This window comes from Neobacillus mesonae, assembly GCF_023715155.1.
GTDB lineage: Bacteria > Bacillota > Bacilli > Bacillales > Cytobacillaceae > Neobacillus > Neobacillus mesonae_A.
Genome location: NZ_JAMBNQ010000010.1, coordinates 74,513 through 100,230, shown reverse-complemented (window position 1 = coordinate 100,230; position 25,718 = coordinate 74,513). Strand labels below are relative to the sequence as shown.

The 25,718-nt window shown below is 38.9% G+C and carries 22 protein-coding genes and 1 riboswitch; of the genes, 15 read left to right on the top strand and 7 right to left on the bottom strand.

What is annotated here, in order from left to right:
- Positions 1 to 44 precede the first annotated feature (44 nt).
- The 8 genes from M3183_RS11195 (at position 45) to M3183_RS11160 (ending at position 10,486) form a co-directional block, all read left to right on the top strand.
- Positions 45 to 809: a LamB/YcsF family protein gene (locus M3183_RS11195; protein ID WP_251469630.1), complete on the top strand. Its 765-nt coding sequence runs from the start codon at positions 45 to 47 to the stop codon at positions 807 to 809.
- 132 nt (positions 810 to 941) lie between these two features.
- Positions 942 to 1,388: a CoxG family protein gene (locus M3183_RS11190; RefSeq protein WP_251469556.1), complete on the top strand. Its 447-nt coding sequence runs from the start codon at positions 942 to 944 to the stop codon at positions 1,386 to 1,388.
- 31 nt (positions 1,389 to 1,419) lie between these two features.
- Positions 1,420 to 1,938 carry a (2Fe-2S)-binding protein gene (locus M3183_RS11185; protein WP_251469555.1) on the top strand — a complete coding sequence of 173 codons (519 nt, stop codon included), beginning with the start codon at positions 1,420 to 1,422 and terminating at the stop codon, positions 1,936 to 1,938.
- Positions 1,938 to 4,283, top strand: a complete 2,346-nt coding sequence (locus tag M3183_RS11180; protein ID WP_251469553.1) for a xanthine dehydrogenase family protein molybdopterin-binding subunit — start codon at positions 1,938 to 1,940, stop codon at positions 4,281 to 4,283. The genes M3183_RS11185 and M3183_RS11180 overlap by 1 nt, the downstream gene beginning before the upstream one ends.
- Before the next feature lies 1 nt (position 4,284).
- Positions 4,285 to 5,142, top strand: a complete 858-nt coding sequence (locus M3183_RS11175) for an FAD binding domain-containing protein (protein WP_251469551.1) — start codon at positions 4,285 to 4,287, stop codon at positions 5,140 to 5,142.
- A gap of 1,422 nt (positions 5,143 to 6,564) precedes the next feature.
- Positions 6,565 to 8,640 (top strand): sigma 54-interacting transcriptional regulator, encoded by a 2,076-nt coding sequence (locus M3183_RS11170; RefSeq protein WP_251469549.1) that lies wholly within the window; start codon positions 6,565 to 6,567, stop codon positions 8,638 to 8,640.
- On the top strand, positions 8,633 to 9,517 hold the full coding sequence (locus tag M3183_RS11165) for a 5-oxoprolinase subunit B family protein (RefSeq protein WP_251469547.1): 885 nt from the start codon (positions 8,633 to 8,635) through the stop codon (positions 9,515 to 9,517). The genes M3183_RS11170 and M3183_RS11165 overlap by 8 nt, the downstream gene beginning before the upstream one ends.
- A complete protein-coding gene (locus M3183_RS11160) occupies positions 9,518 to 10,486 on the top strand; it encodes a 5-oxoprolinase subunit C family protein (protein WP_251469545.1) in 969 nt (322 codons plus the stop codon).
- Between the two features lie 221 nt (positions 10,487 to 10,707).
- Here the strand turns inward: M3183_RS11160 and M3183_RS11155 are convergent, their stop codons facing one another.
- On the bottom strand, positions 10,708 to 11,931 hold the full coding sequence (locus M3183_RS11155) for an MFS transporter (protein WP_251469543.1): 1,224 nt from the start codon (positions 11,929 to 11,931) through the stop codon (positions 10,708 to 10,710).
- A gap of 163 nt (positions 11,932 to 12,094) precedes the next feature.
- Positions 12,095 to 12,976, bottom strand: a complete 882-nt coding sequence (locus tag M3183_RS11150) for a LysR family transcriptional regulator (RefSeq protein WP_251469541.1) — start codon at positions 12,974 to 12,976, stop codon at positions 12,095 to 12,097.
- A 220-nt stretch (positions 12,977 to 13,196) separates the two neighbouring features.
- On the opposite strand from M3183_RS11150, the gene M3183_RS11145 reads away from it, so the two are divergent.
- The 4 genes from M3183_RS11145 to M3183_RS11130 all read left to right on the top strand — a co-directional run bounded on the left by M3183_RS11145 (position 13,197) and on the right by M3183_RS11130 (position 16,567).
- Complete coding sequence (locus tag M3183_RS11145) at positions 13,197 to 13,952, top strand: sulfite exporter TauE/SafE family protein (RefSeq protein WP_251469539.1); 756 nt, start codon at positions 13,197 to 13,199, stop codon at positions 13,950 to 13,952.
- Positions 13,953 to 14,004: 52 nt separating this feature from the next.
- Complete coding sequence (locus M3183_RS11140; protein ID WP_251469537.1) at positions 14,005 to 14,502, top strand: pyridoxamine 5'-phosphate oxidase family protein; 498 nt, start codon at positions 14,005 to 14,007, stop codon at positions 14,500 to 14,502.
- 60 nt (positions 14,503 to 14,562) lie between these two features.
- A complete protein-coding gene (locus M3183_RS11135; protein ID WP_251469535.1) occupies positions 14,563 to 14,907 on the top strand; it encodes a hypothetical protein in 345 nt (114 codons plus the stop codon).
- 835 nt (positions 14,908 to 15,742) lie between these two features.
- On the top strand, positions 15,743 to 16,567 hold the full coding sequence (locus M3183_RS11130) for an alpha/beta fold hydrolase (RefSeq protein WP_251469628.1): 825 nt from the start codon (positions 15,743 to 15,745) through the stop codon (positions 16,565 to 16,567).
- A 440-nt stretch (positions 16,568 to 17,007) separates the two neighbouring features.
- On the opposite strand, the gene sinI is transcribed toward M3183_RS11130, so the two are convergent.
- From sinI to M3183_RS11110, 4 genes are all read right to left on the bottom strand, one after another.
- Positions 17,008 to 17,127 (bottom strand): DNA-binding anti-repressor SinI, encoded by a 120-nt coding sequence (gene sinI, locus M3183_RS11125; RefSeq protein ID WP_311315363.1) that lies wholly within the window; start codon positions 17,125 to 17,127, stop codon positions 17,008 to 17,010.
- Between the two features lie 28 nt (positions 17,128 to 17,155).
- A riboswitch (cyclic di-GMP riboswitch) is annotated at positions 17,156 to 17,225 on the bottom strand.
- 200 nt (positions 17,226 to 17,425) lie between these two features.
- On the bottom strand, positions 17,426 to 17,941 hold the full coding sequence (locus M3183_RS11120) for a hypothetical protein (RefSeq protein ID WP_251469534.1): 516 nt from the start codon (positions 17,939 to 17,941) through the stop codon (positions 17,426 to 17,428).
- Positions 17,931 to 18,467: a hypothetical protein gene (locus M3183_RS11115; RefSeq protein WP_251469532.1), complete on the bottom strand. Its 537-nt coding sequence runs from the start codon at positions 18,465 to 18,467 to the stop codon at positions 17,931 to 17,933. The genes M3183_RS11120 and M3183_RS11115 overlap by 11 nt, the downstream gene beginning before the upstream one ends.
- 71 nt (positions 18,468 to 18,538) lie before the next feature.
- Positions 18,539 to 18,991, bottom strand: coding sequence for a DUF2269 family protein (locus M3183_RS11110; protein ID WP_251469530.1), 453 nt, complete (start codon positions 18,989 to 18,991; stop codon positions 18,539 to 18,541).
- Positions 18,992 to 19,539: 548 nt separating this feature from the next.
- Between M3183_RS11110 and M3183_RS11105 the strand changes: the two genes are divergently transcribed.
- Positions 19,540 to 21,489 (top strand): sensor histidine kinase, encoded by a 1,950-nt coding sequence (locus M3183_RS11105; RefSeq protein ID WP_251469527.1) that lies wholly within the window; start codon positions 19,540 to 19,542, stop codon positions 21,487 to 21,489.
- A 3-nt stretch (positions 21,490 to 21,492) separates the two neighbouring features.
- On the opposite strand, the gene M3183_RS11100 is transcribed toward M3183_RS11105, so the two are convergent.
- A complete protein-coding gene (locus M3183_RS11100) occupies positions 21,493 to 22,161 on the bottom strand; it encodes a response regulator (protein ID WP_251469525.1) in 669 nt (222 codons plus the stop codon).
- A 566-nt stretch (positions 22,162 to 22,727) separates the two neighbouring features.
- Between M3183_RS11100 and M3183_RS11095 the strand changes: the two genes are divergently transcribed.
- Together M3183_RS11095 and M3183_RS11090 are read left to right on the top strand one after the other, a co-directional pair.
- Positions 22,728 to 23,255: a group II intron maturase-specific domain-containing protein gene (locus M3183_RS11095; protein ID WP_251469522.1), complete on the top strand. Its 528-nt coding sequence runs from the start codon at positions 22,728 to 22,730 to the stop codon at positions 23,253 to 23,255.
- A 1,773-nt stretch (positions 23,256 to 25,028) separates the two neighbouring features.
- Positions 25,029 to 25,697, top strand: a complete 669-nt coding sequence (locus tag M3183_RS11090) for a YdeI/OmpD-associated family protein (RefSeq protein WP_251469519.1) — start codon at positions 25,029 to 25,031, stop codon at positions 25,695 to 25,697.
- Positions 25,698 to 25,718 lie beyond the last annotated feature (21 nt).

The following is a 25,718-nucleotide window of genomic DNA, read 5'->3' as shown; positions in this document are numbered from 1 at the left end:
ATGAATGAATGAAAATATCTTGCTTTTTAGGAAGAGGTGAAATGATGGTTAAAGTTGATTTGAACTGTGATATGGGGGAAAGCTTTGGTCTTTATAAAATAGGTAATGATGAGGAAATTATGCCTTATATTACGTCAGCCAATATTGCCTGCGGATTCCATGCAGGGGATCCTCATGTGATGAGAAGAACAGTGGAGCTTGCAAAGAAATATGATGTTGGCATTGGTGCTCACCCCGGGTTCCCTGATCTTTTAGGTTTTGGCCGGCGATATATGACATGCACCCCATCAGAAATTAAGGATTATGTCTTGTACCAGGTAGGAGCATTGAGGGAGTTTTGTACTGCTGAAAAGGTGAGAATCCAGCATTGTAAACCACATGGTGCTTTATTCATGAAGGCAGCCGAAGATAAGGAATTGGCCAGGGCAATTTTGGAAACAATTCATGCCATTGATCCTGAAATGATTATCTTTGCCCTTAATCAATCAGAAGTAATGGAAGAGGCAATCAAAATGGGGGTTCCTGTTGCAAGAGAGGTCTATTCCGATCGCGAGCATACTGAAACCGGCTCGATTATATTAACAAGGAAAGGCTCAGAAATCAGTGATTACGATGCTCTGGCCCAGCGTGTTGTCCGAATGGTAAAAGAGGAACGTGTTATAACTTTCGATGGTAAGGATGCAGCAATCAAGGCGGATACGATTTGTATCCATGGTGATACCCCGGGGGCTCCAATGTTAGCAAAGAAGATTGTTGAAGTCTTAAAACAAAATGATGTTGAAGTTGCCCCAATTCATAAAATCCTTTAAAAAAAATTAGTTGTTATTGTAAGATAGTCATTTTATATAGAAATAAACATATTCCCTTTTAGCCAAAAAGGGAATACGTATGTAAAAAATTATTTGAATATTTCAAATAAACAATTAAAGGAGATGTTGTAATTGAATATTGAACATACTTATACATTCAAAGGCATTCCGAGGGAAGTGATTTGGAGAACGATTCAAGATAAGGAGGTGCTGCAAAGGGCATTACCAGGCTGCAAATCATTTGTTGAAGTTGCGGAAGATGCTTTTGCTTCAGAACTTGGCATCAGCATAGGGCCTGTTAAAGGAATATTTACAGGTGATGTCCGACAAGTGGATAAAAATGAGCCTGAATCCTATCGGCTGCTCGTGAAAGGTAAGGGGAAACCTGGTGAAATTGATGCCGATGCCAATATGTTTTTAGAAGAAATAGAAGAAGGCACTCGCTTGCAATGCAGTGCAGAAGTGAAATTAACAGGAGTCCTTGCTTCAGTTGGGCAGCGCGTCATGAGCGGGGTGGCCAAAGTTGTGCTAGGGCAATTTTTTAAAGAAATTGATAAAGAGGCAAAACAGCTGGTCTAAATATATTGAAATCTTTTAGGAGGTGCCGTGAATGGGAAATGAAAAAGTGAATGTTACGGTGAAAATCAATGGAAATGAAAAACGTGCGGAAGTGGAACCAAGGACGCTTTTAGCCCACTTTATCCGTGATAATCTTGGTTTAACAGGTACACATATTGGCTGTGATACGAGTCAATGTGGTGCTTGTACAGTATTGGTTGACGGCCAGGCAGTAAAATCTTGCACATTGTTGACGGTTCAAGCGGATGGGTCTGAAATTACAACAGTTGAGGGTCTTGGACAAGTAGGGAATCTGCATCCTATGCAGCAAAGCTTTTGGGAAAAGCATGGTTTGCAATGCGGCTATTGTACACCTGGCGTGATGATGGCAGCAGTCGGTCTCTTACAACAAAATCCTAATCCAAGTGATGAAGAGATTCGTGAAGGTCTAGAAGGGGTTATTTGCCGTTGTACGGGCTACCAATTTATTGTGGATGCCGTTAAACATGCAGCACAGCTTATGAGAGAAACTGAAGCGGAAGTTCAATTAGTAGGAGAGGAGCGCTTATAATGACAAAGGTTGTTGGTACACGATTGAAGCGAAAAGAAGATCCGAAGCTGATAACTGGTCATGGCAGTTTTGCGGATGATATTCAACTCCCTGGTATGCTGCATGCTGCTGTGTTACGAAGCCCGCATGCCCATGCTGTGATTAAAAAAATCAATGTTGAAGAAGCCTTAAAGGTACCTGGCGTTGTCGCCATCTATACGGGAAAAGACCTTGAAGGGAAAATTGGACCTGTTCCTACGTCATGGTATGTTCCAGATTGTGATTTAAAGGAAGCACCGCAATATCCCCTGGCGATTGACCGTGTTCGTTATGTTGGTGACGGTGTAGCCCTTGTGATTGCGGAAGGCAGGTATGCTGTCAAAGATGCGATGTATTTAATTGATGTAGAATATGAAACACTTTCTCCAGCCGTAGGACAAAAGGAATCACTAAAAGATAATGCACCACTTGTCCATGATGATATCGAGAACAATCTTGCATTTCATTGGAAAGCGGGTACTGTTCCTGAAGAGGTTTGCGAAAAAGCAGAGGCATCTGTTAAGCAAAGTTTTTATGTCCAACGGGTGGCGCCAAGTCCAATTGAAACACGTGCCGCTATTGGCCGGTACAATCCAGGAACCGGTGAACTGACACTTTGGTGTACCTCCCAAAACCCTCATATCCACCGAATGGTTTTATCCGAAGTACTGGATATTACTGAGGCAAAATTAAGAGTAATTTCTCCAGATATGGGAGGCGGCTTTGGAGGCAAAATCGGCGTCTACCCTGATGAAGCTCTTGTAGGCTTTGCGGCCCGCGATTTGTGCCGGCCAGTAAAATGGATTGAGGAACGAAGCGAACATTTCACAGCAGCCAACTTTGGACGGGACGAAGTCATTGATGTTGAAATTTACGGGCAAAAGGATGGCACTATAACAGCGCTTCGGGTGACCAATACCCATAATGTAGGGGCGTATTTATCGACAATGGGACCAGGTGTTTCAACCATTGACTTTGGGTTAATGATTACGGGCATTTATAAAATTCCCTATGCTTCGTGTGAGACGTTTGGAGTTTATACAAATACCACACCAACCGATGCATACCGCGGTGCTGGAAAGCCAGAATCAACCTACCAGATAGAACGGGCAATCGATCTATTTGCGAAAGAGATTGGAATGGATCCAGTTGAAATCCGAAGAATAAATATGGCTCAAAAAGAGGATTTCCCTTTTACTAATGCACAAGGTCTTGTATACGACAGCGGGGACTATGAAAAGCCGCTCACAAAGGCATTGGAAATGGTTGATTACCAAAAATTTAGAGAAGAACAAAAGGAATTACGCAAGAGAGGGAAATTAGTCGGAATTGGCTTCTCCACATATGTAGAATTATGCGGTTTTGGACCGTCAAAGGTTGCAGGCGGTATCGGCTTCCAAGGGGGGATATGGGAAAATGCTACAGTCCGCGTCCATCCGCGTGGCAGCGTTACCGTCTATTGTGGAACTTCCCCTCATGGACAAGGACATGCAACGACATTTGGGCAAATTGTTTCCGAAAAACTGGGAATCCCGATGGATGACATTGAACTGGTTTTTAGTGATACAAAGTCTGTATCGATGGGCTGGGGTACATATGGCTCCCGCTCGGTAGCAGTTGGCGGCTCCTCTGTCGCGATTGCAGCAGACCGCGTGATTGATAAGGCGAAGAAAATTGCTGCACATGAGCTTGAAGTATCTGTTGAGGAAATTGTATTTGAAGAAGGCATTTTCTCTGTTAAAGGATCGCCAAGTTTGCAGCGGACATTCAAGGAAATTGCCAAATCAGCGAATATGGCATGGAATCTGCCTGAAGGGATAGAGCCTTCCCTTGAAGCCTCGTCCTATTTTGATCCGGAAAATTTTGTCTATCCATTTGGGACCCATATTGCTGTTGTGGAAGTGGATAAAGAAACTGGACAAATCGAACTGAAGCGTTATGTGGCAGTGGATGATGTAGGGCGTGTCATTAACCCGCTGACAGCTGAAGGACAGGTACATGGAGGGCTGGCCCAGGGAATAGGTCAAGCTTTATGGGAAGGAATTGTTTATAGTAAGGATGGCCAAAACTTGACGGGTACATTCATGGATTATGCCATGCCAAAAGCACGGTTCTTCCCTAAATTTGAAACAGCCTTTACCGAAACTTTGTCCCCTGTTAATCCGATTGGGGCTAAAGGGGTTGGAGAGACAGGAACAACCGCATCAACCCCTGCAATCATGAACGCCGTTATGGACGCATTAGAACCATATGGAATAAAAGACATTGAAATGCCGCTTACCCCTGAAAAAGTATGGCGCGCTATTTCAGAAAGCGAGGGGAAGTAAGATGATACCTTCTAAATTTGATTATGTTCGCGTAAATTCAATTGACGAGGCTATTCAACAATTACAGCAATTGAACGGGGAAGGAAAGCTGATTGCTGGAGGTCATAGCTTGGTACCGTTGTTGAAATTTCGCTTAACCGAGCCAGGGGCTTTGATTGATATTAGCCGAATTGCAGAGCTAAAGGAAGTTCGCAAAGAGGGGAATCGCATTGTAGTAGGAGCCCTCAATACTCATTTTCAAGTGGCCAATAACCAGATTGTAAAAGAACATATTCCGGTATTAGCGGAAACTGTCCGGCAAATTGGTGATATACAGGTGAGGAACCGCGGAACGATTGGCGGAAATATTGCTCATGCGGATCCCGCTGCAGACCTGCCAGCGGCGGCCCATGTGCTTGATGCCAAAATCATGATTCAGGGTGAAGATGGCGCGGAAACAATGGATATGGAAAGTTTCGTGATTGGGCCGCTTATCACTATGCTGCCTGAAAATAGTGTCCTAACTGCTATCTCATTTACGATTCCACCATCCCACACAAAATCGGCCTATTTGAAATTCTCTCATCCAGCATCCGGTTATCCAGTTATTGGCGTAGCAGTTGTGGCTGGAGTAGATGAAAATAATATGATTGACTACGCTAAAGTAGCGATTACCGGAGTTGGTGATGTTGCCTATCGTGCAACGGCTGTAGAAGAAAAACTTTTAGGGCAGGAGTTGTCCGAAACGGTCATTAAGGAAGCGTCCCAATATGCTGCCGAAGATGGTGAAATCGCGAATGACCTATTCTCCTCCGAAGAATATCGAAGAAACCTTTGTAAAGTGTATACAGAAAGAGCGTTAAAAGCTGTTTTGTTTTAAAAAATAAAATAATCGATTAGGGGGCAGATCTTTTTACAAGAATGCCCCTGTTTTTAAAAGTATGTTTATATTGTGCTAGAGTCATTGGAAAGTTAGGTTGTTGGGTAAAAGACAGTTTGAAGTTTTACAAGGGGTTTTAGTCTTTAAGAGGCATTAATTAAAGATAGTTTCGGGTTCTAGCAAGAGGTATTAGTCATTAAGAGCCCATATTAAAGACAATTTTGGGGTTTATCAAGAGGTATTAGTCATTAAGAGCCCATATGAAGGACCGTTTCCAGGTCTATCAAGGGGACTGAGTCTTTCATCGCCCTTATGAAAGACAGTATCGAGGTTTATCAAGGGGGTTTAGTCTTTCATCGCCCTTATGAAAGACAGTATCGAGGTTTATCAAGGGGTTTTAGTCTTTCATCGCTCTTATGAAAGACAGTTTCACGGTCTAACAAGTGATTTTAGTCTTTCATCGCCCTTATGAAAGATTGTTTTGGAGTTAGCAAGAGGATTAAGTCTATCATCACCTCTATGAAAGACAATTTTGAAGTTAGCAAGGGGTTTTAAGTCTTTCATCGCCCTTATGAAAGACAGTATCGAGGTTTATCAAGGGGTTTAAGTCTTTCATCGCCCTTATGAAAGACAATTTTGAAGTTAGCAAGGGGTTTTAAGTCTTTCATCACCCTTATGAAAGACAGTTTTGAAGTTAGCAAGAGGTTTTAAGTCTTTCATCGCCTTTATGAAAGACAATTTTGAAGTTAACAAGGGGTTTAGTCTTTCATCGCTCTTATGAAAGACAGTTTCACGGTCTAACAAGTGATTTTAGTCTTTCATCACCCTTATGAAAGACAGTTTTGAAGTTAGCAAGAGGTTTTAAGTCTTTCATCGTTTTTATGAAAGACAGTTTTGAAGTTAGCAAGAGGTTTTAAGTCTTTCATCGCCCTTATGAAAGACAGTATCGAGGTTTATCAAGGGTTTTAAGTCTTTCATCGCCCCTAGTAAAGGCAGTTTGGAGATCTATCAAGAGGTCTATGGCTGTAAGAGCCCCTAGTAAAGGCAGTTTCCAGCTCTAGCAAGAGGTTTTTAAAAACCTTTATTAAGACAGTTTCCTAGTTTCAGAAAGGGATCAGGAAACATTAAAGCCCGTCCTGCGTTCCCCCCCTTGCCGTATATTGATGTTCTTGGTTACCAGTCACGGCCGTTACGGATGTTGCAAACACTATTAATCTCAGCAATTCTAGCAGCTGGATTATCATCAAGAATGGGGATTACAAACATACAAAAGCAAAGTAGATATACTAGAAACTTAAAAGAGACCTAAAAATACTGAATAGGCACAAGAATTAGCCTTTTCAGTATTTTGTTTTCCCTTCCAAAGCGAAAGAAGTATAATGAGTGTAACTGAATTTTTTCTCTGGAGTAGGAGGGGGAAAATTGATTGTTTGGAAGGACCTTTTAAAACCAATTTCCAGTTTTGTGGACGTTAATCGTAAGATTCGTGATGTGATTCCATACTTTTCTTCCCATGATAAAGAGGTTCTTTTTGTAATAGATCAGGGGTCTTTGGTTGGTTATTGTACAAAGGAAATTTTGTTACACCAATTAGCGGAATCCTTAGATATGGATCAACCAATTACCTATCGAGATGATATTTTGAAAGTACCGCAATTATCACCGGTAGAATTTTACCACAATGCCACTTTAATCATTGGGATAGATAAGGGGAACCAAATTGTTGGCTACACTTCGATAGAAGAGGCTCGTCATACTATCAATGCGTTGAAATTAAAGGATATTAATCTACTATTGCATGGTGCAGGAGTCGGGATTGTTAAAACCAATGTCGATTATCAAATTGAATTTATGAATGAAACCGCTGAGAATATAGTCGGGATCTCCAGTTCCTTTTTTCTTGGGCGAAACTATAAAATTCTCCTAACGAGTGACAAAGATATTGCTGCAGTTATGGAAGGGAAAACGATTGTCAGTGCTAACTCTTCACTTAATTTTAAACAAATTAGCGGCAATTTCTATCCGCTGGAAGAAGATGGCCGGATAACAGGGCTGGTTCATGTCTTTTTCTCAAGAGAAGTTTTTGAAGAGGCTGTCCAGGAGTTAGATTTTGTCCGGAATTTAAATTCTGATTTACAGGCTGTTTATGCCTCTTCCCAAGAACAAATTCTCGTCATTGACGGCAGCGGGAAAATCATTCGGGTTGCCGGGACGTTTTTACAGCACTTATGGAAAGCGGAGTCTCCTGAAGAGATACTCGGAAAGCAAGTAGAAGAATTTACAAAAAGGAAAGTTTTTCAGCCAAACGTATTTGAAATATGCAAAACGCAAAAGAAAAAGGTGACAGCCATCCAGGATTCTGACGGGGGCTATAGATTTTGGTCAGTGGCAACTCCTGTCTATTATGAAGGGAAATTGGAAAAGATTGTAGTCCTTTCAAGGGATATTACACCTGAAGCTCCATCCTTTAAAGGTCAATCAGATGGTGAAACTGACACATCTTTACATAATCGTCAAGAATTCATTGATAAAGACAAACGGCTAATCTATCGTTCTAAAAAAATCGAAAAGTTAGTCAAAGAAATAAGTCGTGTTGCGCAATATAATTCAACTGTTTTACTAGAGGGTGAATCAGGTGTTGGTAAAGAAGTATTTGCGCAGCAAATACATACAGCAAGTCCACGTAGTGAACAGCCTTTCGTCCGAATTAACTGTGGGGCTATTCCTGAGACATTAATTGAAAGTGAACTGTTCGGGTATGAAAATGGTTCCTTTACCGGTGCTGATAAAAAGGGAAAGGCAGGCTTATTTGAGGTTGCCAATAATGGTACCCTTTTTCTTGACGAGATTGGGGAGCTGCCGCTCAATATGCAAGTAAAGCTATTACGGGTGCTGCAGGAAAAAGAGATTACAAGAATTGGCGGGCTGCGGCCAATTTCTGTCAACGTTCGGATTATTACGGCAACGAATCGGGATTTACGCGAAATGGTCAGTCAGGGGAAATTTCGCGAGGATCTCTATTATCGCTTATGTGTCATTCCTTTTCGTATTCCGGCATTACGTGATCGTAAAGAAGATATCCTGCCACTGTCCATCTATTTCTTGGAGCAATTTGCCGAAATGTATGAGATTAAAAAAAGTTTCACCCCTGAGGCAATTCAGGTGCTGGAGACCTATTCCTGGCAGGGAAATGTAAGAGAACTACAGAATATTGTCGAGCGCTTAATTTTGCTGACAGAAGGTGAATGGATTCAACGGGAGCATGTACTAAATTGTTTATATGGAGAATCGGAAAAAAGGAATCGTTCACTATTTGTCCTAGAACTCATGCCGCTTAAAGAAGCGGTGGAAGAACTAGAAATACAATTAATTGAAAAAGGAATGCAGCAATATCCAACAGCCGATCACTTATCAAAGGTACTGGGAGTGAGCCCCGCTACCCTTAGCAGAAGGATAAAAAAGCTGAAACTTGAAAGAAGGGTGAAGCCTCATGTTTAATCTGCCTGAAACCCACTTTCATTTCGGTGGGGATGAATATATATATGCTGAAATATCGCGTGAAATGCGAATTGAAAGTAATTTTAAAGCATTGGCTATTACAAAGGAATTACGCAAAAAGGAAATTCCGGGAGTCGTTGATATTGTTTCAGCTAATTCTTCCTATTTAGTACGTTATAATCCAGATATTATTTCAGCAAAAAATTTACTGGACTGTTTAAAAGACATTGATTTAACGAAGAGTGATCCAAAGAAGCTGCATTTTTCTGCAAGAATCATTGAAATTCCTGCATGGTATGATGACCCTGTATCACGAGAATGTTCCTATCGTTTTCGCAATCGTAATCCTGAGCCGGAACTATCAAACTTTGAATTTGTAATGAAAGCCAACCATTTTGCAGATAAGGAGGAATTTATCGAATACCACTCAGGGACACCATATTTAATTACGATGGTTGGTTTTCTGCCGGGAACTGCCTGGCATTTTCCTCTTGGGCAGGAGCCTTTCGAGGTTCTGCAGGCACCTAAATACCATAGTCCAAGAACGGAAACACCTGAACGGTGCATAGGCACAGGCGGGGCTTTCAATGTCATTTATCCTGTTAACGGGCCGGGGAGTTATCAACTGATTGGAAGAGCGGCTGTCCCTATGTTTGATCCTAAAGGACAATTGACAGATTTAAAGGAAACTGCTTTTTTAGCCCGGCCTGGGGACATTTGGAAGTATCGTCCGGTCAATGAATCTGAGTACCATCAGATTATGAGAGAAGTAGAGGCCGGAGAGTATCGTTTGAAAATAAAGGAATTTACGTTCTCGCCGCTTGAATACATGGAAAAAGGGAAGCAGTATATTCGAGAGTTCATGGAGGATTTCTAAATGATCGAAGTAATAGATTCCGGACTTTGGACAACCGTACAGGATATGGGCCGACATGGACAGTATCATCTTGGTGTTCCTCCGTCAGGTGCGGCAGATCGGTATTCTTATATGATTGGAAATCTTCTTGTGGGAAATCCCGAGAATTCTGCCGGACTTGAAATGACGTTAATTGGCGGCGAATTCATGTTTCGCAAAAACTACATTATCGCATTGACCGGCGCACCGATGGAAGCTTATTTAAATAACAAGCCCATTTCTTTCTGGGAAGTCCATCAAGTACAAGAAGGCGATAGATTAAAACTAAAGGCATGCAAAATCGGAGTCAAAAGTTATTTATGTATTGCCGGGGGGATTGATGTTCCAGATGTTATGGGGAGTAAATCGACCTATGAATTAAGCCGGATTGGCGGTTATCAAGGAAGAAAGCTCCAGGCTGGTGACAAAATTTGCATCAATGAGCCATTATTCGAAACATCGCCTCGAGTGGGGAAAAGTATCCCAGCTGGCTATATCCCCGCCTTTACTGACTTTCAAGAACTGCGAGTCACGATGGGAATTACTGGTTACCTGATGAATGACATGGCTTTAAAAACATTTCTCAATTCCGAATGGACTGTATCACATGAATCGGATCGTGTAGCATATCGTTATAAAGGACCAAAAGTATCATTTTCCGAGATGCCGCCATTTGGCGCAGGAAATAGCTTTTCTAATGTTGTTGATATCGCCTACCCAATCGGGGCTGTACTGTTTACAAATGAGGAAGAGCTCATTGTCTTGCAAAAAGATGGGACAACTGGCGGAGGATTTATCACGATTGGTACGGTTATCAGTCAAGATCTAGACATCATTGCCCAATCAAGGCCGCAATCAAAATGCCGTTTTATCGCCGTTACCATCGACCAAGCCATCCAAGCGCGCATAGAGCGCAGACAAAAACTCGAAACTTTATATCAGATGCTTTAAGGCGCTTGAAATGTTTCCAAACATTATTGTGAAGAGCTTTGTCAGGTAAAATACAGAAAAAAAAGGCAAAAATCTTAAACTCTTATATTTTAAGATTTTTGCCTCTTTAATTATTGAAAATATACTATTGTATAGTCTGTTTACTGTCCCTTCAATCTTTTCGGCTTGTATTTACAAATCTAATTCTGTTTTTAAAAAACAGCTGCCCTTTTTCTTTTAGGTTAGCTGCCTAATCCCTGATGGTGTGCAGCAAGCTTTACCTTTTTATTGGTGATGGCCCCTAATCGAATTGATACGACAATCGAAATAATCGCGAGCACTACAATCATAGAGACTACTCCGTACCATCCATATTGACTATAAAATGTGCCGCTGACTGTCCCGCCGATACTTGAACCGGCATAATAGAAAAACAAATATAAGGAAGAGGCCTGTGCCTTATCATGAGTAGCGATTTTTCCTACCCAGCCGCTTGCAATCGAATGAGCCGCGAAGAACCCGTAGGTAAAAATAGCAATCCCCAAAATTTTAAACCATAAATTCGTGTTTAGGGTGATACAAGCCCCAACTAATAGAATCATGAGTGACAATTGCAGAACTTTTCTTTTTCCATGCTGGTCTGACAGCATGCCCATCCATGTGGAGCTGAAGGTGCCGACGATATAGACGATAAAGATAAATCCAACTAAGGTTTGACTTAATGAATATGGCGGCTTCAGCAATTGGAAACCAATATAATTGTACAAGGATACAAAGCTTCCCATTAATAAAAATGCAATGACAAATAGGTAAAATAAACCAGGTTCTTTAAATTGGCTGAACAATGAACCAGTCAAATGCTTAATGTTAAAATTCTGCGGCTGAAAATGTTTAGATTTAGGCAGCATCCACAAGAAGGCAAGGCTTGAAATTAAACTAATGAGGCCAATGCCGAGCAATGCCATGTGCCATCCAAAGTAATCAGTTATGATTCCGCTGATAATCCGCCCAGCCATACCGCCAACGGAATTTCCGCTGATATAAAGGCCCATGGCCATACCTAAACTTTTAGGCTCAATCTCCTCTCCTAAGTAGGCCATTGCTACAGCCGGCAGACCAGCTAGTGTAATACCTTGTAAAACTCTTCCTGCCAATAATAAATGAAAGTTTGGTGTAAATGCAGTTAAAATTGACAGAATTGCTGAAGCAAATAAAGCAAACGTCATGACTGATTTCCGGCCGAATACTTCTGATAAAGAACCAGCAATTAAGAGACCGACAGATAAAGCAATGGTTGCGGAAGACAAGCTTAAGCTTGAAACCGCAGGAGACAGATGGAATTCTTTTGCTATATCCGGAAGCAGCGGCTGTGTTCCCCAAAGGATGGCAAACGTGCTAAATCCGCCTGCAAATAAAGCTAAATTTACTTTTTTAAACGTGCTTGTTCCACGTTGAACATATTCCATTTTTTATGCGCACTCCTCATTCCGCCTTAACAGGCAGTACAACCTCCATTATAGAACCCTTTTTGTACAAAAGGTTAAAGGAGGTTAAGCCCAAAAAGGTCAGATTGGTTCAACTAACCATCAGCGGGGATAAGAAGAACTCCCCTCTGATAGAAGTTTGACTTTATTTGATTTGAAAAAATCGATGTATAAATTGAATAAACCGTTCAACAACGGGTGATGAATAACTGTCTTTTAACGATGCGACCCCAATTTGCCGATTGCAGATTGGTTCTTTTACCCGAATCAGTTTGACCTTGGTTTTATCTAACACTTGTATATCGGGCACCAGGGATACCCCCAATTTTGCACCAACTAAGCCAGACACTGTTCCAATGTCCTCTCCTTCAAATACAACCTTCGGAGAGAAGCCAGCTTTATGGCATAAATGATTTATAATGGTCTGAAGCTCATTCACATCCTTAAAAGCAATAAATGGTTCATTTTGAATTCGTTTCAGTTCAATTTCATCATAGGCAGCAAGCTTATGGTCGATAGAAACAATCAGAAATAGCTCTTCGGTTAAGAGGGGCTGCCAAATCACCTCTTCATCTTCGTGAAGCAGTGCAATAAGAGCCAAGTCAATTTTTCTTGCTTTGATTTGATCCACAATTTCTTTGTTGGAAGCCTGGTGTAATTGAAATTTCACATTCGCATGCATTTTATGATAGGCACTTAATATTTCAGGAACAATACTTATCCCAAGGGAAGGGATAAAGGATAAGGAAATGGTTCCATAATCGGGATGAATTTCATCCCAGATTTCTTGTTTTCCTGTTTCGATTTCCTTAATGGATTGCTCCACACGCCGTAAAAACATAACTCCATATCGATTTAAATAAATATTCCTGCCTTTCCGGTCAAAAAGCTGCACCCCTAATTCATTTTCCAGTTTTGCAATGGACCGGCTGAGGGCGGGCTGTGAAATGGATAAATGTTTAGCAGCTTTTGTTATATGCTGAACCTTTGCTACGGTTTGAAAATAATTGATCTGGTCCCATTCCATTTTAATACCTCATAAGTTTTAAACTACTCTTATTATAATACTCTCCTTTTTACATAACTTCTAATTGTTAATTTGCATTAAATTAATGCGTTTTTAGCATTAATTTTTTAAATGAGAAGGGAAGTATCCTTGTAAAATAAATTATTTTGAATAGGGGAATATGTCAGACTTTTCTTGGAACGGTATCTAGAGGTATGCTAAAAAGGGGGGAGGGATGAAGATGGCTATAACACTGACGATGTTTGTCATGGGAATATTATTAGGATTTATTGGAGCCGGTGGATCGGGTTTTATCATTGCCATTTTAACCGTTGTGTTTGGAGTGCCTATCCATACCGCTTTAGGTACAGCGCTTGCTGCAATGGTGTTTACAACGTTGTCCGGAACATACAGCCATTTTCGCCAGGGGAATATTTCTGTTAAAACAGGTGTTATTGTAGGTGCATTTGGCTCGATTTGTTCTTATATAGGATCAAAGCTTTCAGGGATGATACCTGTACACTCACTGCATTGGTTAACAGCAGCGATGTTATTTTTATCAGCTGTTATATTGGTCGTACGCCTGTTTATTTTTCAAAAGCCAATGGTGAAACGAAACCTAGAAAAATCCGGATTGAATTGGGATTTTGTGAGGAACGCAGCAATTGTTGGAATTATCACCGGATTAATGTCCGGAACTTTTGGAATTGGTGCCGCTCCGTTCATTCAAATCGGCCTGCTTGTTATTATGGGACTTTCCATCAAACAATCGGTAGGAACGACCATGCTTGTCATTTTACCGATTGCTGTGGCAGGGGGAGTTGGATACTATTTTCAAGGATTTCTGGACTTTAAACTATTATTTGAAGTAGTGGCCGGAACGATGATTGGGTCATACGCCGGGGCAAAATTTACATCACTAGCACCACAGCCGGTATTAAAGGGTGCTATGGTGATAACACCCATCGCTGCAGCAGCATTGCTGCTTGTAAGTTAAAGAAATGTTTGTCCGGACTGATTTAGAAAATTGCTAAAGGAGTGAAGCGGGGATGAGAGGAGAGATTCAGAACAAAAAGCGGGAAATCTCTGAAGAACAGGCCTATCAATTCTTAAAAATGGGTAAAGTAGCACATGTCGGAACAACAGGAGAGGACGGCTTTCCATATGTGATTCCATTTGTGTATGTATATGAGGAAGGAACAAAGCTGTATCTTCATATAGGAAATTTACGGGAAAGCCATTTCTGGACAAATATTAAGCAGAATCCAAATATTTGTATTGAAGTGAGTGAAATGGGTGATTTACATCCTGGTAAAAAATATGCCTGCCAGTCCGCCCTTGTTTATACCAGCGTGGTTCTTTTTGGAAAAATTCATCATATTGAAGATGATGCCAAAAAAGAATGGTTTTACGACCGGCTGCTTGAAAAGTATGGAAAACCGGAATGGTCTTTTGAAAAAGGGTATCCAGCCTTAGCAAAAACAGAATTGTTTGAGGTTGAAATTGAGAAGATTACTGGAAAACTAAGCCAAGGTCTAAGTCATTAAGGGGAATAAAAAGGTTCAATCCTATACAGCTGGGATTGGCCTTTTTGTTTAATTTCAAAGTTGTTTTTAAAAAATGTAGAAAAGGCTCCGGCCCCGGTTGCTGCCAAATTAATCGAACTGCTGGATCGGTGGGGTTCAGGTGGAATAAGAAACTCCGTAAAGAAATTGATGGATTTAAAGGGTTTAGTGAAAAGTAAACACAACGAAGACCACTTTAATGAGGTTAAAGAGCCGGAATCCCCCAACATATCTAAAAGCAATTTGACTTATGACGAGGTCATAAATTTTTTAACTGAGAAGAAAAGTGATAAGCAGCAATATGAAGAATTTAAAGCAGAATACGATAAGCTCAAAGAAAAGCTCAATTCTTTGATTGAATTTGTTTCAAACTTACAGAAAAAGTAGCCATGGTTACCATAGCTGCTTTTTTATTTCCATTTTGATTTAAAGTTGTTTTAAGTTATTCTAACGATTAAATATTATTCATTTTCTTTTTTTACTAGCTAATCCCAATTTGCTTTTAATATAACAAAGTTAATTGATTAAGTGAGGACTAGAATAAAAATGAGATGGGTTTTATTATCTTTCTAACATTCTAAGCACAATCAGTTTATTTTTCAAAGAAAATAAACTGATTGGTAAAATAAAAAAAGGAAAATTTCATGATTGATTAACCTCATTGCATAAGGTAAAAACAAAATGTATAGGAAAGTTAAAACAACAAATATCCTAAAAACTAGTGTATGTTATTAGATTCCAACCATTTAATAAAAGAGGAGACAATCATAGTGAAGGCGCCAATACACGAAGCTGAGGAGAACCTTATCGTTGACTATATTTACACAACATATTTGATACAAATTCTTGAAAAAGACTGTAGTGTAACACGCACATTGAATTTTATTGAATTAAAATTAAAGGAATTGCGAAAATAATTAGTTCAGCTAAAAAGTAAGATGAGAGAATTTAAAATTAAGGTTTCTGAACCTATTAATGTAAATGAAGATTTTGTTGTTTCTGGCAATTAACAGATGTATGTTTTGGCAGTATGTTTATTATTCTAAATGAATCATTACTTAATGGTAAACCTGTATACACACTAATATTTATTCAAATTAGTAAAGAGATGCTTACTGCACTAACGGGTCAGATTAGTGGAACAAGAAATTTAACACAGGGAATATTCTATTATATAATTTCAGCTAAGATTGTTTTACTTTTTAAGAAAGAGAGATGGATTATGGCATATTGCAAAGTTAGTCAAGCAGAAATACATTATGAAGATTTTGGGGAAGGTAAACCAATCTTAATGATACACGGTTATTCTCCCGACCATAGATTAATGACTGGATGTATGGAACCTATATTTACAAAGAGGGATGGATGGAGACGTATTTATATTGATCTCCCGGGTATGGGATTAACAAAAAATTATAATGACATAACTAGTTCTGATGAAATGCTGGATGCTGTTTTAGAATTTATTCAAGATATAATTCCTAACCAAGAATACTTAATCGCTGGAGAATCTTACGGCGGCTACCTAGCTAGGGGCGTTATTCAAAAGCAAAAAGAAAAAGTACTTGGTGCGGCATTTATTTGTCCTGTTATTATTCCATTTCCTGAAAAAAGAACAATTGAGGAACATAAAATATTGAAATCAGATGAAAGATTTATTGGAAAATTATCGAAGAAAGAATTGGAGTATTTTAGAAACAATAATGTTGTTCTTGATGAGTATACTTGGTTAAGATACAATGAGGAAGTTTTAAGCGGATGTAAAATTGCAGATGAAAAGTTTTTAAATAAGGTAAAGAATAAATATGGGTTTACTTTTGAGATTGACCAATCTGATTTTAATAAACCCAGTGTATTCCTCTTAGGAAGACAAGACTCTTCTGTTGGATACAAAGATGCACTTGATCTAATAAACAAGTACTCACGAGGAACATTTGCTGTATTAGATAAAGCAGGTCATAATTTGCAAATTGAACAACCACAGCTTTTCAATAATTTAGTAAATGAATGGTTGGATCGAATTGAAGAGTCTCTTCATCATATTTGATGTAGGAGTTAAGTTTGTGAAATGATGTACTTAAACGGGTGCTTTAGCACAATAGAGAATTAATGCTTAGAGCCTAAAATATGCAAGTTTTTATGCACTACTTGCGTGTTTTAGGCTCTTTTTGCATTCATAAAACATACTGAAGTTTATAGCATTTCCTAATTGCCAAATACAGATTTTGTGGAATATGCTTATTTTCCACATGCTTATGAAGGACGAATGAGGTTCTGGATGTCTGCTATGCATTTGAGGGCACAAAAAGATTAAGACATTTATTTTTGGAATGAATTAAAAGAAGGAAAAAGCCCTTTTCAATCGAGAGGAGCTTTGGTCTTATCCAACAAGAATCAGGAGGAGGAGATTTAGATGGTAGGATTACTGTTTATAAGATAGTTAATTATTTGATGAAAAGTGTGCAAAAAAAAAAGACCTCGTAGAGATCAAGAAGACTTATTTAGAAAAGTTCTAATTTCATCAGCTGATATTCCTAAATCAAGAGTCATTTTAATAAGTTCTACCCATTCTTCATCTAATTCTTCTTCACTAGTACTTTCATTCATAATATTCCCCCAAAAATTATGTACTATTTTAGGTAACTCAGTCATCTTAGACCTGTAGCTGTGCGTCCCAATCTTTCGAAAGTTTGCCTTTATCTATTTACTTCAATAACGAACTAAAGTGATAAGAAAAACGGGAGAGTTTAAAGGAACTCTGAAAATTCAAGGCTCCCTTTTTCAGCGAGCCCTGAAAGCTTAGAATTCCTTTTGGTTTAGCGGCGCGTAGTTCCGCCGGCTAGCTTTGTGGAAATAGGAGCATAAGGCCCTAACATAAATCTTATCTGCATTGTTTTCATCATCTTCACCTCCTTTCAAGTTTTTCTAATTTGTTAGAAAGATCCCCAAGCTGCACATGATAATAATCTTCATCTCCAAAGTTTGTTTGCTCAGAATTCTTATAAGGGGCAATCTTATTTAAAAGCTTGCTCAGTTGGGGCTGCCCGCTTGGTATATAAAATTCAATTTCTTTTACGGTTGGTTTGCTGTCTTGTAAATGGCGAATGACCGTTTTCACCCCTCTATAAAATAGGAATGTATGGCGATATTCCTCTTTCACATGAAGCAATTCAATACGGACAATCTCCTTATTTTGAAAAACATTCTCTGGAAGACCATACACTAACCCAACCGCACCAATGATGTCTTCTGCATTATCCAATGCAACAATCGCACCCCCATTGGTACGATGGCTTTGTAAAAATAAATAGATTTGCTGTAAAGTAAAATAAGAATTTATTGACTTTCTATGCTTTACCATATAAAATAAATATTTTTCAAACAAATCATCCTCTTTCGCAATGAGAAACTTATAGGTCATAAGAAACGCTCCTCTCCCTGCGGAAAGGTTTTAAATAGGCACAAAGATCTTTAAAGGATACGCGATAAACATCCTGCTTCTTTAGCGGATGATCTTGTTCGGTAATTACGGTTGCAAACTGAGAGTATAGCTTTTGCAAAAAAAGGTCGTCTTGAAATGCATAAAAAGTTACATAATCAATGGAATACTCAGATTCTAGAACAGAATCTATCAAAAATTGAAAACCGCGAATAAACGCCCTTGAATTCCTATATTTAGGATCGACCATTGCGACATTGATTAATAATGTTTCTTGGTCCTCAAAATCGTTTTGTGGAGTTCCATAAAAATAGCTGACAAAACCAATGGGTTCTCCTTTTAAATTAGAACCTAGGATGATATGTCCAAATTGGATTAGCAAACTAATATCAGTTAATATATACGAAAGGCCAAGTGGAGGATTTGTGTGATGTCTTCGCTTTACATAAAACTCTGAAAAGTGTTCAAAGTCTTCTTCCGTATTGCATTTTCTATATTTATAACTCAATCTGGTTACACCTTCCTTTGTTATATTCCCCTAAGCTATGACCAAGAAATGGCAGGAGCTTTCCATAAGTCTTATGGTTTTATGACCATTAGAAGAATAATGATAAAAGTAAGCAAATGTACGGTTCCCTCTAAAGGCATGATCCTTTTCATAGATTCCGCATATCCGTCAGGGAATTTCTCGCCCTGACTTGCCATGACGAGTTGGACAATCTTCTTCATATTCGGTTCAATGAATCCGATAATAATCACTTCTATAATGACAAATAGGATTAAAGAAAGATTTAGCCATAATACGGAAAACCCCAATTTTCCTACAATCATTAATAAGATTCCTGTTACAATTAATGTGATGCCACCTGTCTTAGGAAACTTGTTTATTCTCTGAATAACTCCGAATATGAATCGAAGTTGGCTCCCTGTTTTCGCGGATTTGCCCAAGACTGGTAAAATAAAAGCCGGGCCTATCCCCACAATGGCAGCTAGAACATGAAGCAAGACTAAAATTTCATATAGTATGTTCATTTTTCTATCCCCTTCCAACGTATTTAAAATTATAAGCATTTATATCAGTTCCATTTAGGTAAAGGTGAAGTTAAGTTCCGCCGAACAGATTTCCAATGGGGGTAAATAAAGTAATTTTATTCTAAATTTCGTTGTACTCTCCCTTTTAATCTTGAAGTATTTGACTGATGGAATATCATATGATGGGGTTCTTTTTCCAGTCTTGATTAACCTAAAACTTGGATATAACTCTGCTCCTAGCTAAGGGCGACTGGCTATTCTTATATTTGCAATGGGAGTTACTCTTTAAGCATCATAAATCTTATGATGTCACGTACGGTAGTTACAATAGTCATGCAGATGTCATAACTTTTTACTGTACTTATTGGCAGTCATATGACAGCTGTCACTATTTTTAATGACAAAGGAAGTTTTATGATAGCTTTAAGCAAATTAATTTTATGCTCAAGGTAGTAATTGCGATGTTTTAACCACTTTTATTGGTTGCTTTTCTCGACGACAATCATTCTTAAATAAGATATAGGAGTAAAGATTGGGGGGATAGGAAAATGAAATTCAGTATAAAGGACGTGTGTCTCCAGAGAAAACGAATTTATTTCATGATGGCCATGGTATGCATACTCATTTTCATCTTGTGCATAAGTTTGTTATCTGCAAGCCGTTTTGGCGGGGCAAATAATTCGCCTTTGATCCCCGATTCGGCTATTCAATACCGGTTGGAACCCCGAGGGGATGGCGATGCTATTTTTCGCTTGATCCAAAATCCCCTTTCAGCTCAGGATTGGCTTCCATTTACACACCATATAAATAGCAAAGAGGGATTCTTCTGGATTCGTATTTCCTCTTCCGTTTTATCTGGGGAGGATGCACGCTTATTCCTTTATCCTATTCCAAATTACTATGAAGTTTATCAGAATGGTAAACGCACGTTTACCCATGGAAGTCCTAAAACAATAGATTTACGTAAGGATTTCTTACATTGGAACATGGTTTCTGTGCCAAGTACTTCCGAAGATATATTTATTCGCATGCAAGGCAGGGCGCCTTCTATGTTTGCAACGGGGACAGTAACACAGCTGTTAACCTATGTATTTAAATCCGATATTGTCGACATGATGAACGCATTGGGTTTATTGGTTGTTGGACTGATCTCGTTGTTGTTATATCTTTACAAACGTACACCACGTTTACTTTTGTACTATGCTTTATTTGTTATGGTACATTTCTCAATTTGGCCCGTTTTTTCATATTTGTTTTCGAAGCAACTCATTTTTGACTTTCCTGGATATACCAATTTTTACTTAGCTAATATGCTTGAAGTACTGGATATTACTCTATTGCTGCTGTTGTTTCGTGAGGTGACCCACTCGGTTTACCGAAAAACTGTGCTTCGGCTCATCTTTTTGCTGTTGGCTGCAGGGCTGTCTTTTATCGTTGCGATCACGGTTAATCCAAGTTCGGCCATTGTGTTTGCCATTTTTGGGGTGCTGGTATCGGGAAGTTGTATTTTTATTTTAGTTGTAACCATTCTTTCCTTACGAAGGGAAAAAAGCAACGAGTTAATCTTGTTTGTTTCAGGATTAGCAGTTTTCCTTTTACTTGAGATTTTACTAAATGTGTCGGTCTCTTTTGCGATGGTCGAGATAAAAAATACAATCAAGCTGCTGCTTCCTTTTACTATTATTTTACCTGGAGCCGCTATTATCATGAGGAGATACCTAGAGTCAGAGTTTCAGGTAATTGCATATGCCGATGAATTAAAGCAGTTAACCCTACAGTTGGAACGGGATAACCGCTTATTGGAGCAGCGGGTGTCGGATCGGACAAAGGATTTGGAGGAGACTTATCAAAAACTAGTGGATAGTATGAAGGAAAGTGCAGCTGCAGAGGTGGAAATTGCTGCTTTGGAAGAACGAAATCGCATTGCTCAAGAAATCCACGATATTGTTGGACACACCCTAACCACTACGATCATTCAAATTGAGGCAGGCAAGCGGCTGATTGGACAAAATCCGCAACAGGCCGTAGATCGAATGGACACTTCGCAAAAACTAGTCCGAAAAGGTTTGGATGAAATTCGTTCGTCCGTACGTTTGTTAAAGGATGCGGAATGGAACTATGACTTAGAGACATCATTGCGAAATGTCATTCAAGACATGCGAGACAATGCCGATGTTGATATCGACAGCCGAATTGCTGTGCTTCCAGACCTTACAATGATGCAGAAAAACGCCATTTACATGGCGCTCAAGGAAGGGCTTACAAATGGGGTCAAACATGGAAAATGCAGCAAATTTCTTTTCATTCTTCAACATAATGATGAGAATATCTTCTTTTCTTTGAAAAACAATGGAGAGCCGGTTCAACCGGAACGTTTTGGATTTGGCTTACAATCAATGGCTACACGAATTAACAATTTACAGGGAACAATGCGCATCAGTTCCGGGAACGATTGGAATTGTGTATTGGATATTTGCTTTCCATTAAGGTCGCCGTGACTATTATTCGTCCAAAGTCATGTCACGAAACACCATGACAGCTTTAGCTCGGTCGTTCGTGCCGATCTTTGAATACATGACGCTAATGTAATTTCTTACAGTACCTTCACTGATGAATAAACGAGTGGCAATTTCTTTATTGTTATAGCCTTTTATCATTAAAGCGGCGATCTCCTTCTCACGACCGGTCAATTCTTCCTGCAGTTTATTTCGCTGCCCTGTAACCGGTGAACGGTCATTTCTTGAAACTTGGTGAAGTTTGGCGGCTAATTTAGCAGCTATCGGGGCTGGAAGAATCATTTGGCCTGTTGCCGCGTCTCGAATTCCCTGAATCAGTAAGTCAGCGTTAAGATCCTTTAGTAGGTATCCGCAGGCACCATTCACTAACCCCTGTACAATATAATCGTCTTCCGCGAAAGTGGATAGGATAATGATATGAGTGGAAGGAAATTGCTCCTTAATGATACGAGTGCATTCGATTCCGTTCATGACGGGCATCTCCACATCCATCAAGACGAGATCAGGCCGATATTGCTTAACAAGCGCAAGCGCATTTTCGCCGTTGCCGGCGGCTCCTACAATTTCCATATCTTGCTCCAGACTAAGAATAGTTTGGAGACCTTCACGAAACAATGTTTGATCATCTGCAATGACAATCCGCAGTTTTGACATACGAAACCTCCAGTACAGTACATGTATAATTTGTTCGCTATATCAATTTACGTATTTTGTGTTTATAGCGCATTAACGGGCATAATCTCCTTATCTCATCCTAAGGCTTAGAGGAATCGAAGAAGCATAGTTAGGGGATAACTGCCCATAAAAGCTCGATTGGTTGTGGGGTCGAAGTGGAAATTTCACTGTATCATTAAGATAGTTCTTCATCCAGTATAACGTATTTTCCCTATTTTTGGCTCCTTAAATTGTTCTCGTTTTACATGATTTATAGTGTAATTGTCATATGGTAACTGTATTTGTTTTTACTACAATTAGTTAACGCTACATTTTTACACAGCATTTAGATCTGATTGAGGCAACATTAATCAATTTTTCCGTGGAAGGTTGATCTAATAAAGATAGGAATTCACTGGCCGTGTAATGAAAAATATCCAAATGGGAGAACTACCCTTTATGGTACAGATTGGATAGCACCGCAAGAGCATTCCAATAAAGACAACAAAAGATTTTGGAGTTCAGTTCCTTAAGGTGGACCATTAAGCCCACTTCTAGCCAACATTATGCTAAACGAGTTGGATAAGGAACTAGAGTCCAGAAATCACCGATTTGTACGCTATGCCGCTGATATTGTTATTTTCTGCAAAAGCCAAAGAAGTTGTGAAAGGACATTCCAGCTTATTCTCCCATTCATAGAAGGGAAATTACGGCTGAAAGTGAATCGAGAAAAGACAGAAATCACACATATAAGGAATATCAAGTTCCTAAGTTATGGATTCTATATATCTAAAGGGAAATGCCGGTCTAGAGTGCAGCCGAAGGGTGTCCAAAAGCTAAAAGACAAAATCCGCACTTTAACAGGACGAAGTAATGGAATGAGTGTTGAAATAAGAAAAGAAAAGCTAAATCAAATAGTGCGTAGATGGGTTAATTATTATAAGCTCGCCGATATGAAGGGCCTTACAATAAAGTGGGACCAATGGATTCGAAGGCGCATGCGTATGGTAACATGGAAACGCTGGAAGAAGGTTCGTACCTGCTTTTATTGGCTAAAGAAGTTAGGAGTCAACAAAAGGAAAGCATGGGAATAGGCGAACACGAGGAAAAGCTGCTGGCGTGTTGCTGGCAGCTATATCTTGGATAAAACCCTAACAAATTTTTCCCAAGGGCAAAATATATTAGTTTTTTTGAGTGTTATTTATCTGTAAGACTGTAAACTTTAGAACCGCCGTGTACGGAACCGTACTCACGGTGGTGTGAGAGGTCGGCGAATCAAATAATGATTAGCCTCCTACTCGATTGTGCCCGACATGGGTGCCCTCTTTATAATGGAAGGGCATCTATTTCAAATCCACTATTTAAACTTCAAAACCGTCTGTGCCCTACTTGCCAGGTACCAGGAAATTTTATTAAGAAATAGTAAATGCTTAGAAAAGATGAAAAAGTATTAGTAAATGAGGTACTATTAGTAATCGCAATAGGAAAGGATAAAATCGAATCTAACCTGTTACGAATGAATAGAAAATGAAGAAGAAAGAAAAACTTACTTAGAAAAAATTTTAAATGCTCGTTTATATAAACTGAATCTTTAAAGGACAATAAACAACTGTTTGCTCAATATATTGCTGATTATGAGGGTCAAGAAACTAGTAGACTTTGTAAGCTTTAATCGCCCAGTTATACAGAATTTAATCATACATTTAAACAAAGCCTATACAACTTGTTTTGAAACGGGGAAATCCGAAAAACAATTTAAATTAATCATTCCCATCATGAAGAGCTGCCTTGACTAGCAGCACTTTTATTTATTAATGTTACTGACAAAAGTTAAGGGACGATACGAACAAATTATGTGTTGAGGTGAAATCAATGTTATACAATTTGAACACTGTGAGAGTTATTCCATAACTGTAAAAATTACAACTGCCGGGAAATAATTGTGCAGTGAATGTTTGAATAATAAGGGAAAATAAAACAATTAAAAACCATTATGTAGTAGCCTTAGTAAGAATAGGGCGCATTCCTTGAACAAGGATAAGCGCTAATTTTCCATTTTAGGTCCATTATATGGAATAAGGCGTATTGAACTAACAGCATTAATTGGAAAAACAAAATTAGCTTAAATCAACAATATATTAACTTAAAGGCAATCTTTGTTAACATATAACAAAAGGGGAGGGGACTACCAAGGTAGCTAGAAGTGAAAAAGCCCATTTTCACTATAAATTTACGGAGATGAACAGCCTCAAATATTATGCTGATTTCTCGGTGGTAAGAAGCCTGTATTTTATAAGACTCTTGCCACTGAGTTTTTCTTTAGTTTAGTCGTTATTATAGTAACTAATCCAATCTGTCGCTGCCTGATCGACCTCTTGAAAAAGATTGGTAGCATAAAGGTGACTGTTTCAGCCTTTAAAAGGCGGAAGAAACTCTCCATTGCTGCATTATCAACACAAGTTGCTTTATGTCACATACTTTGAAACAAATGTTGATTCTTAAGCTCTTTTACCCAGACATGACGTTGATCTTGTAGTGTGATAGGGAAGTTTAGGTAGTGCTTTCATAGTTTCATGCAATGCTTTTAAAGCAAAACTTACAGTTAGATGATGACCAGAATTTTAGAAAAGACTTGAAATAAATTGGCCTCAAGGCAGCATCAAATAATCATATTTCAAATTGTAGACAGAAGTTTATTTTTATAGAAAAGTTCTAGAATTTTTAAGATCATATGTTACTTTTTCAACAAGAAGTATAATCGAAATCCGGACAGTGAAAATAAAGACGATTGAGAGCAGGCTATTTGCTTATTAAACTTGAAACTCTTACACTGAATGATAGGACTAATTGCTTATTAAGGTGATCAAATGGCGAAGACAATAGTTGAAAAATTAAACCTGCAAAAATATAAAAAAGCAGCTGTTATTAATCTGCCGGACGGTGCTGATTATTTTACAGACCTGAAGGAATACGATTCCAAGTTAACTGGCCCCTCATATGATCTCGTTTTTGCCTTTGTGTTAGATATGGAACAGCTGAAAACCCTTGTAAATAAAATAATCAGGGAACAATATCTTAATAAGAACGGCTATATTTACTTAGCCTATCCGAAAAAGGGAAATAAAGAGTATCCAACATTTATTCATCGTGATGATTTATTTGGCGGCTTAGGGGCTGACGAGGAAGGTTATATTGCAAATAGCACACTTAAATTTTCCCGGATGGTTGGTTTAGATGATGTATTTACCGTGGTTGGCCTAAAGGAAAGCGCTAAATCGAATACATCTGCTGCTAAGCGAAGTCAAAAGGTTAGTGATTATGAGGCTATGATTCCGGAAATCGAAAAAGAATTACGGGATACACCGGAAATACTTATTTTTTATCAGTCGCTTACACCTGGTTACCGTAAAGATTGGGCCCGTTATGTATATAGTGCCAAACAAGAGGCAACAAGAGAGAAACGGCGCAACGAAATGAAAAAAATTCTTGGAGCAGGGTTCAAGACACGAGATTTGTTTCTAAAAAGTAAAAGCTGATTTAAATATATGAAGGAGGAA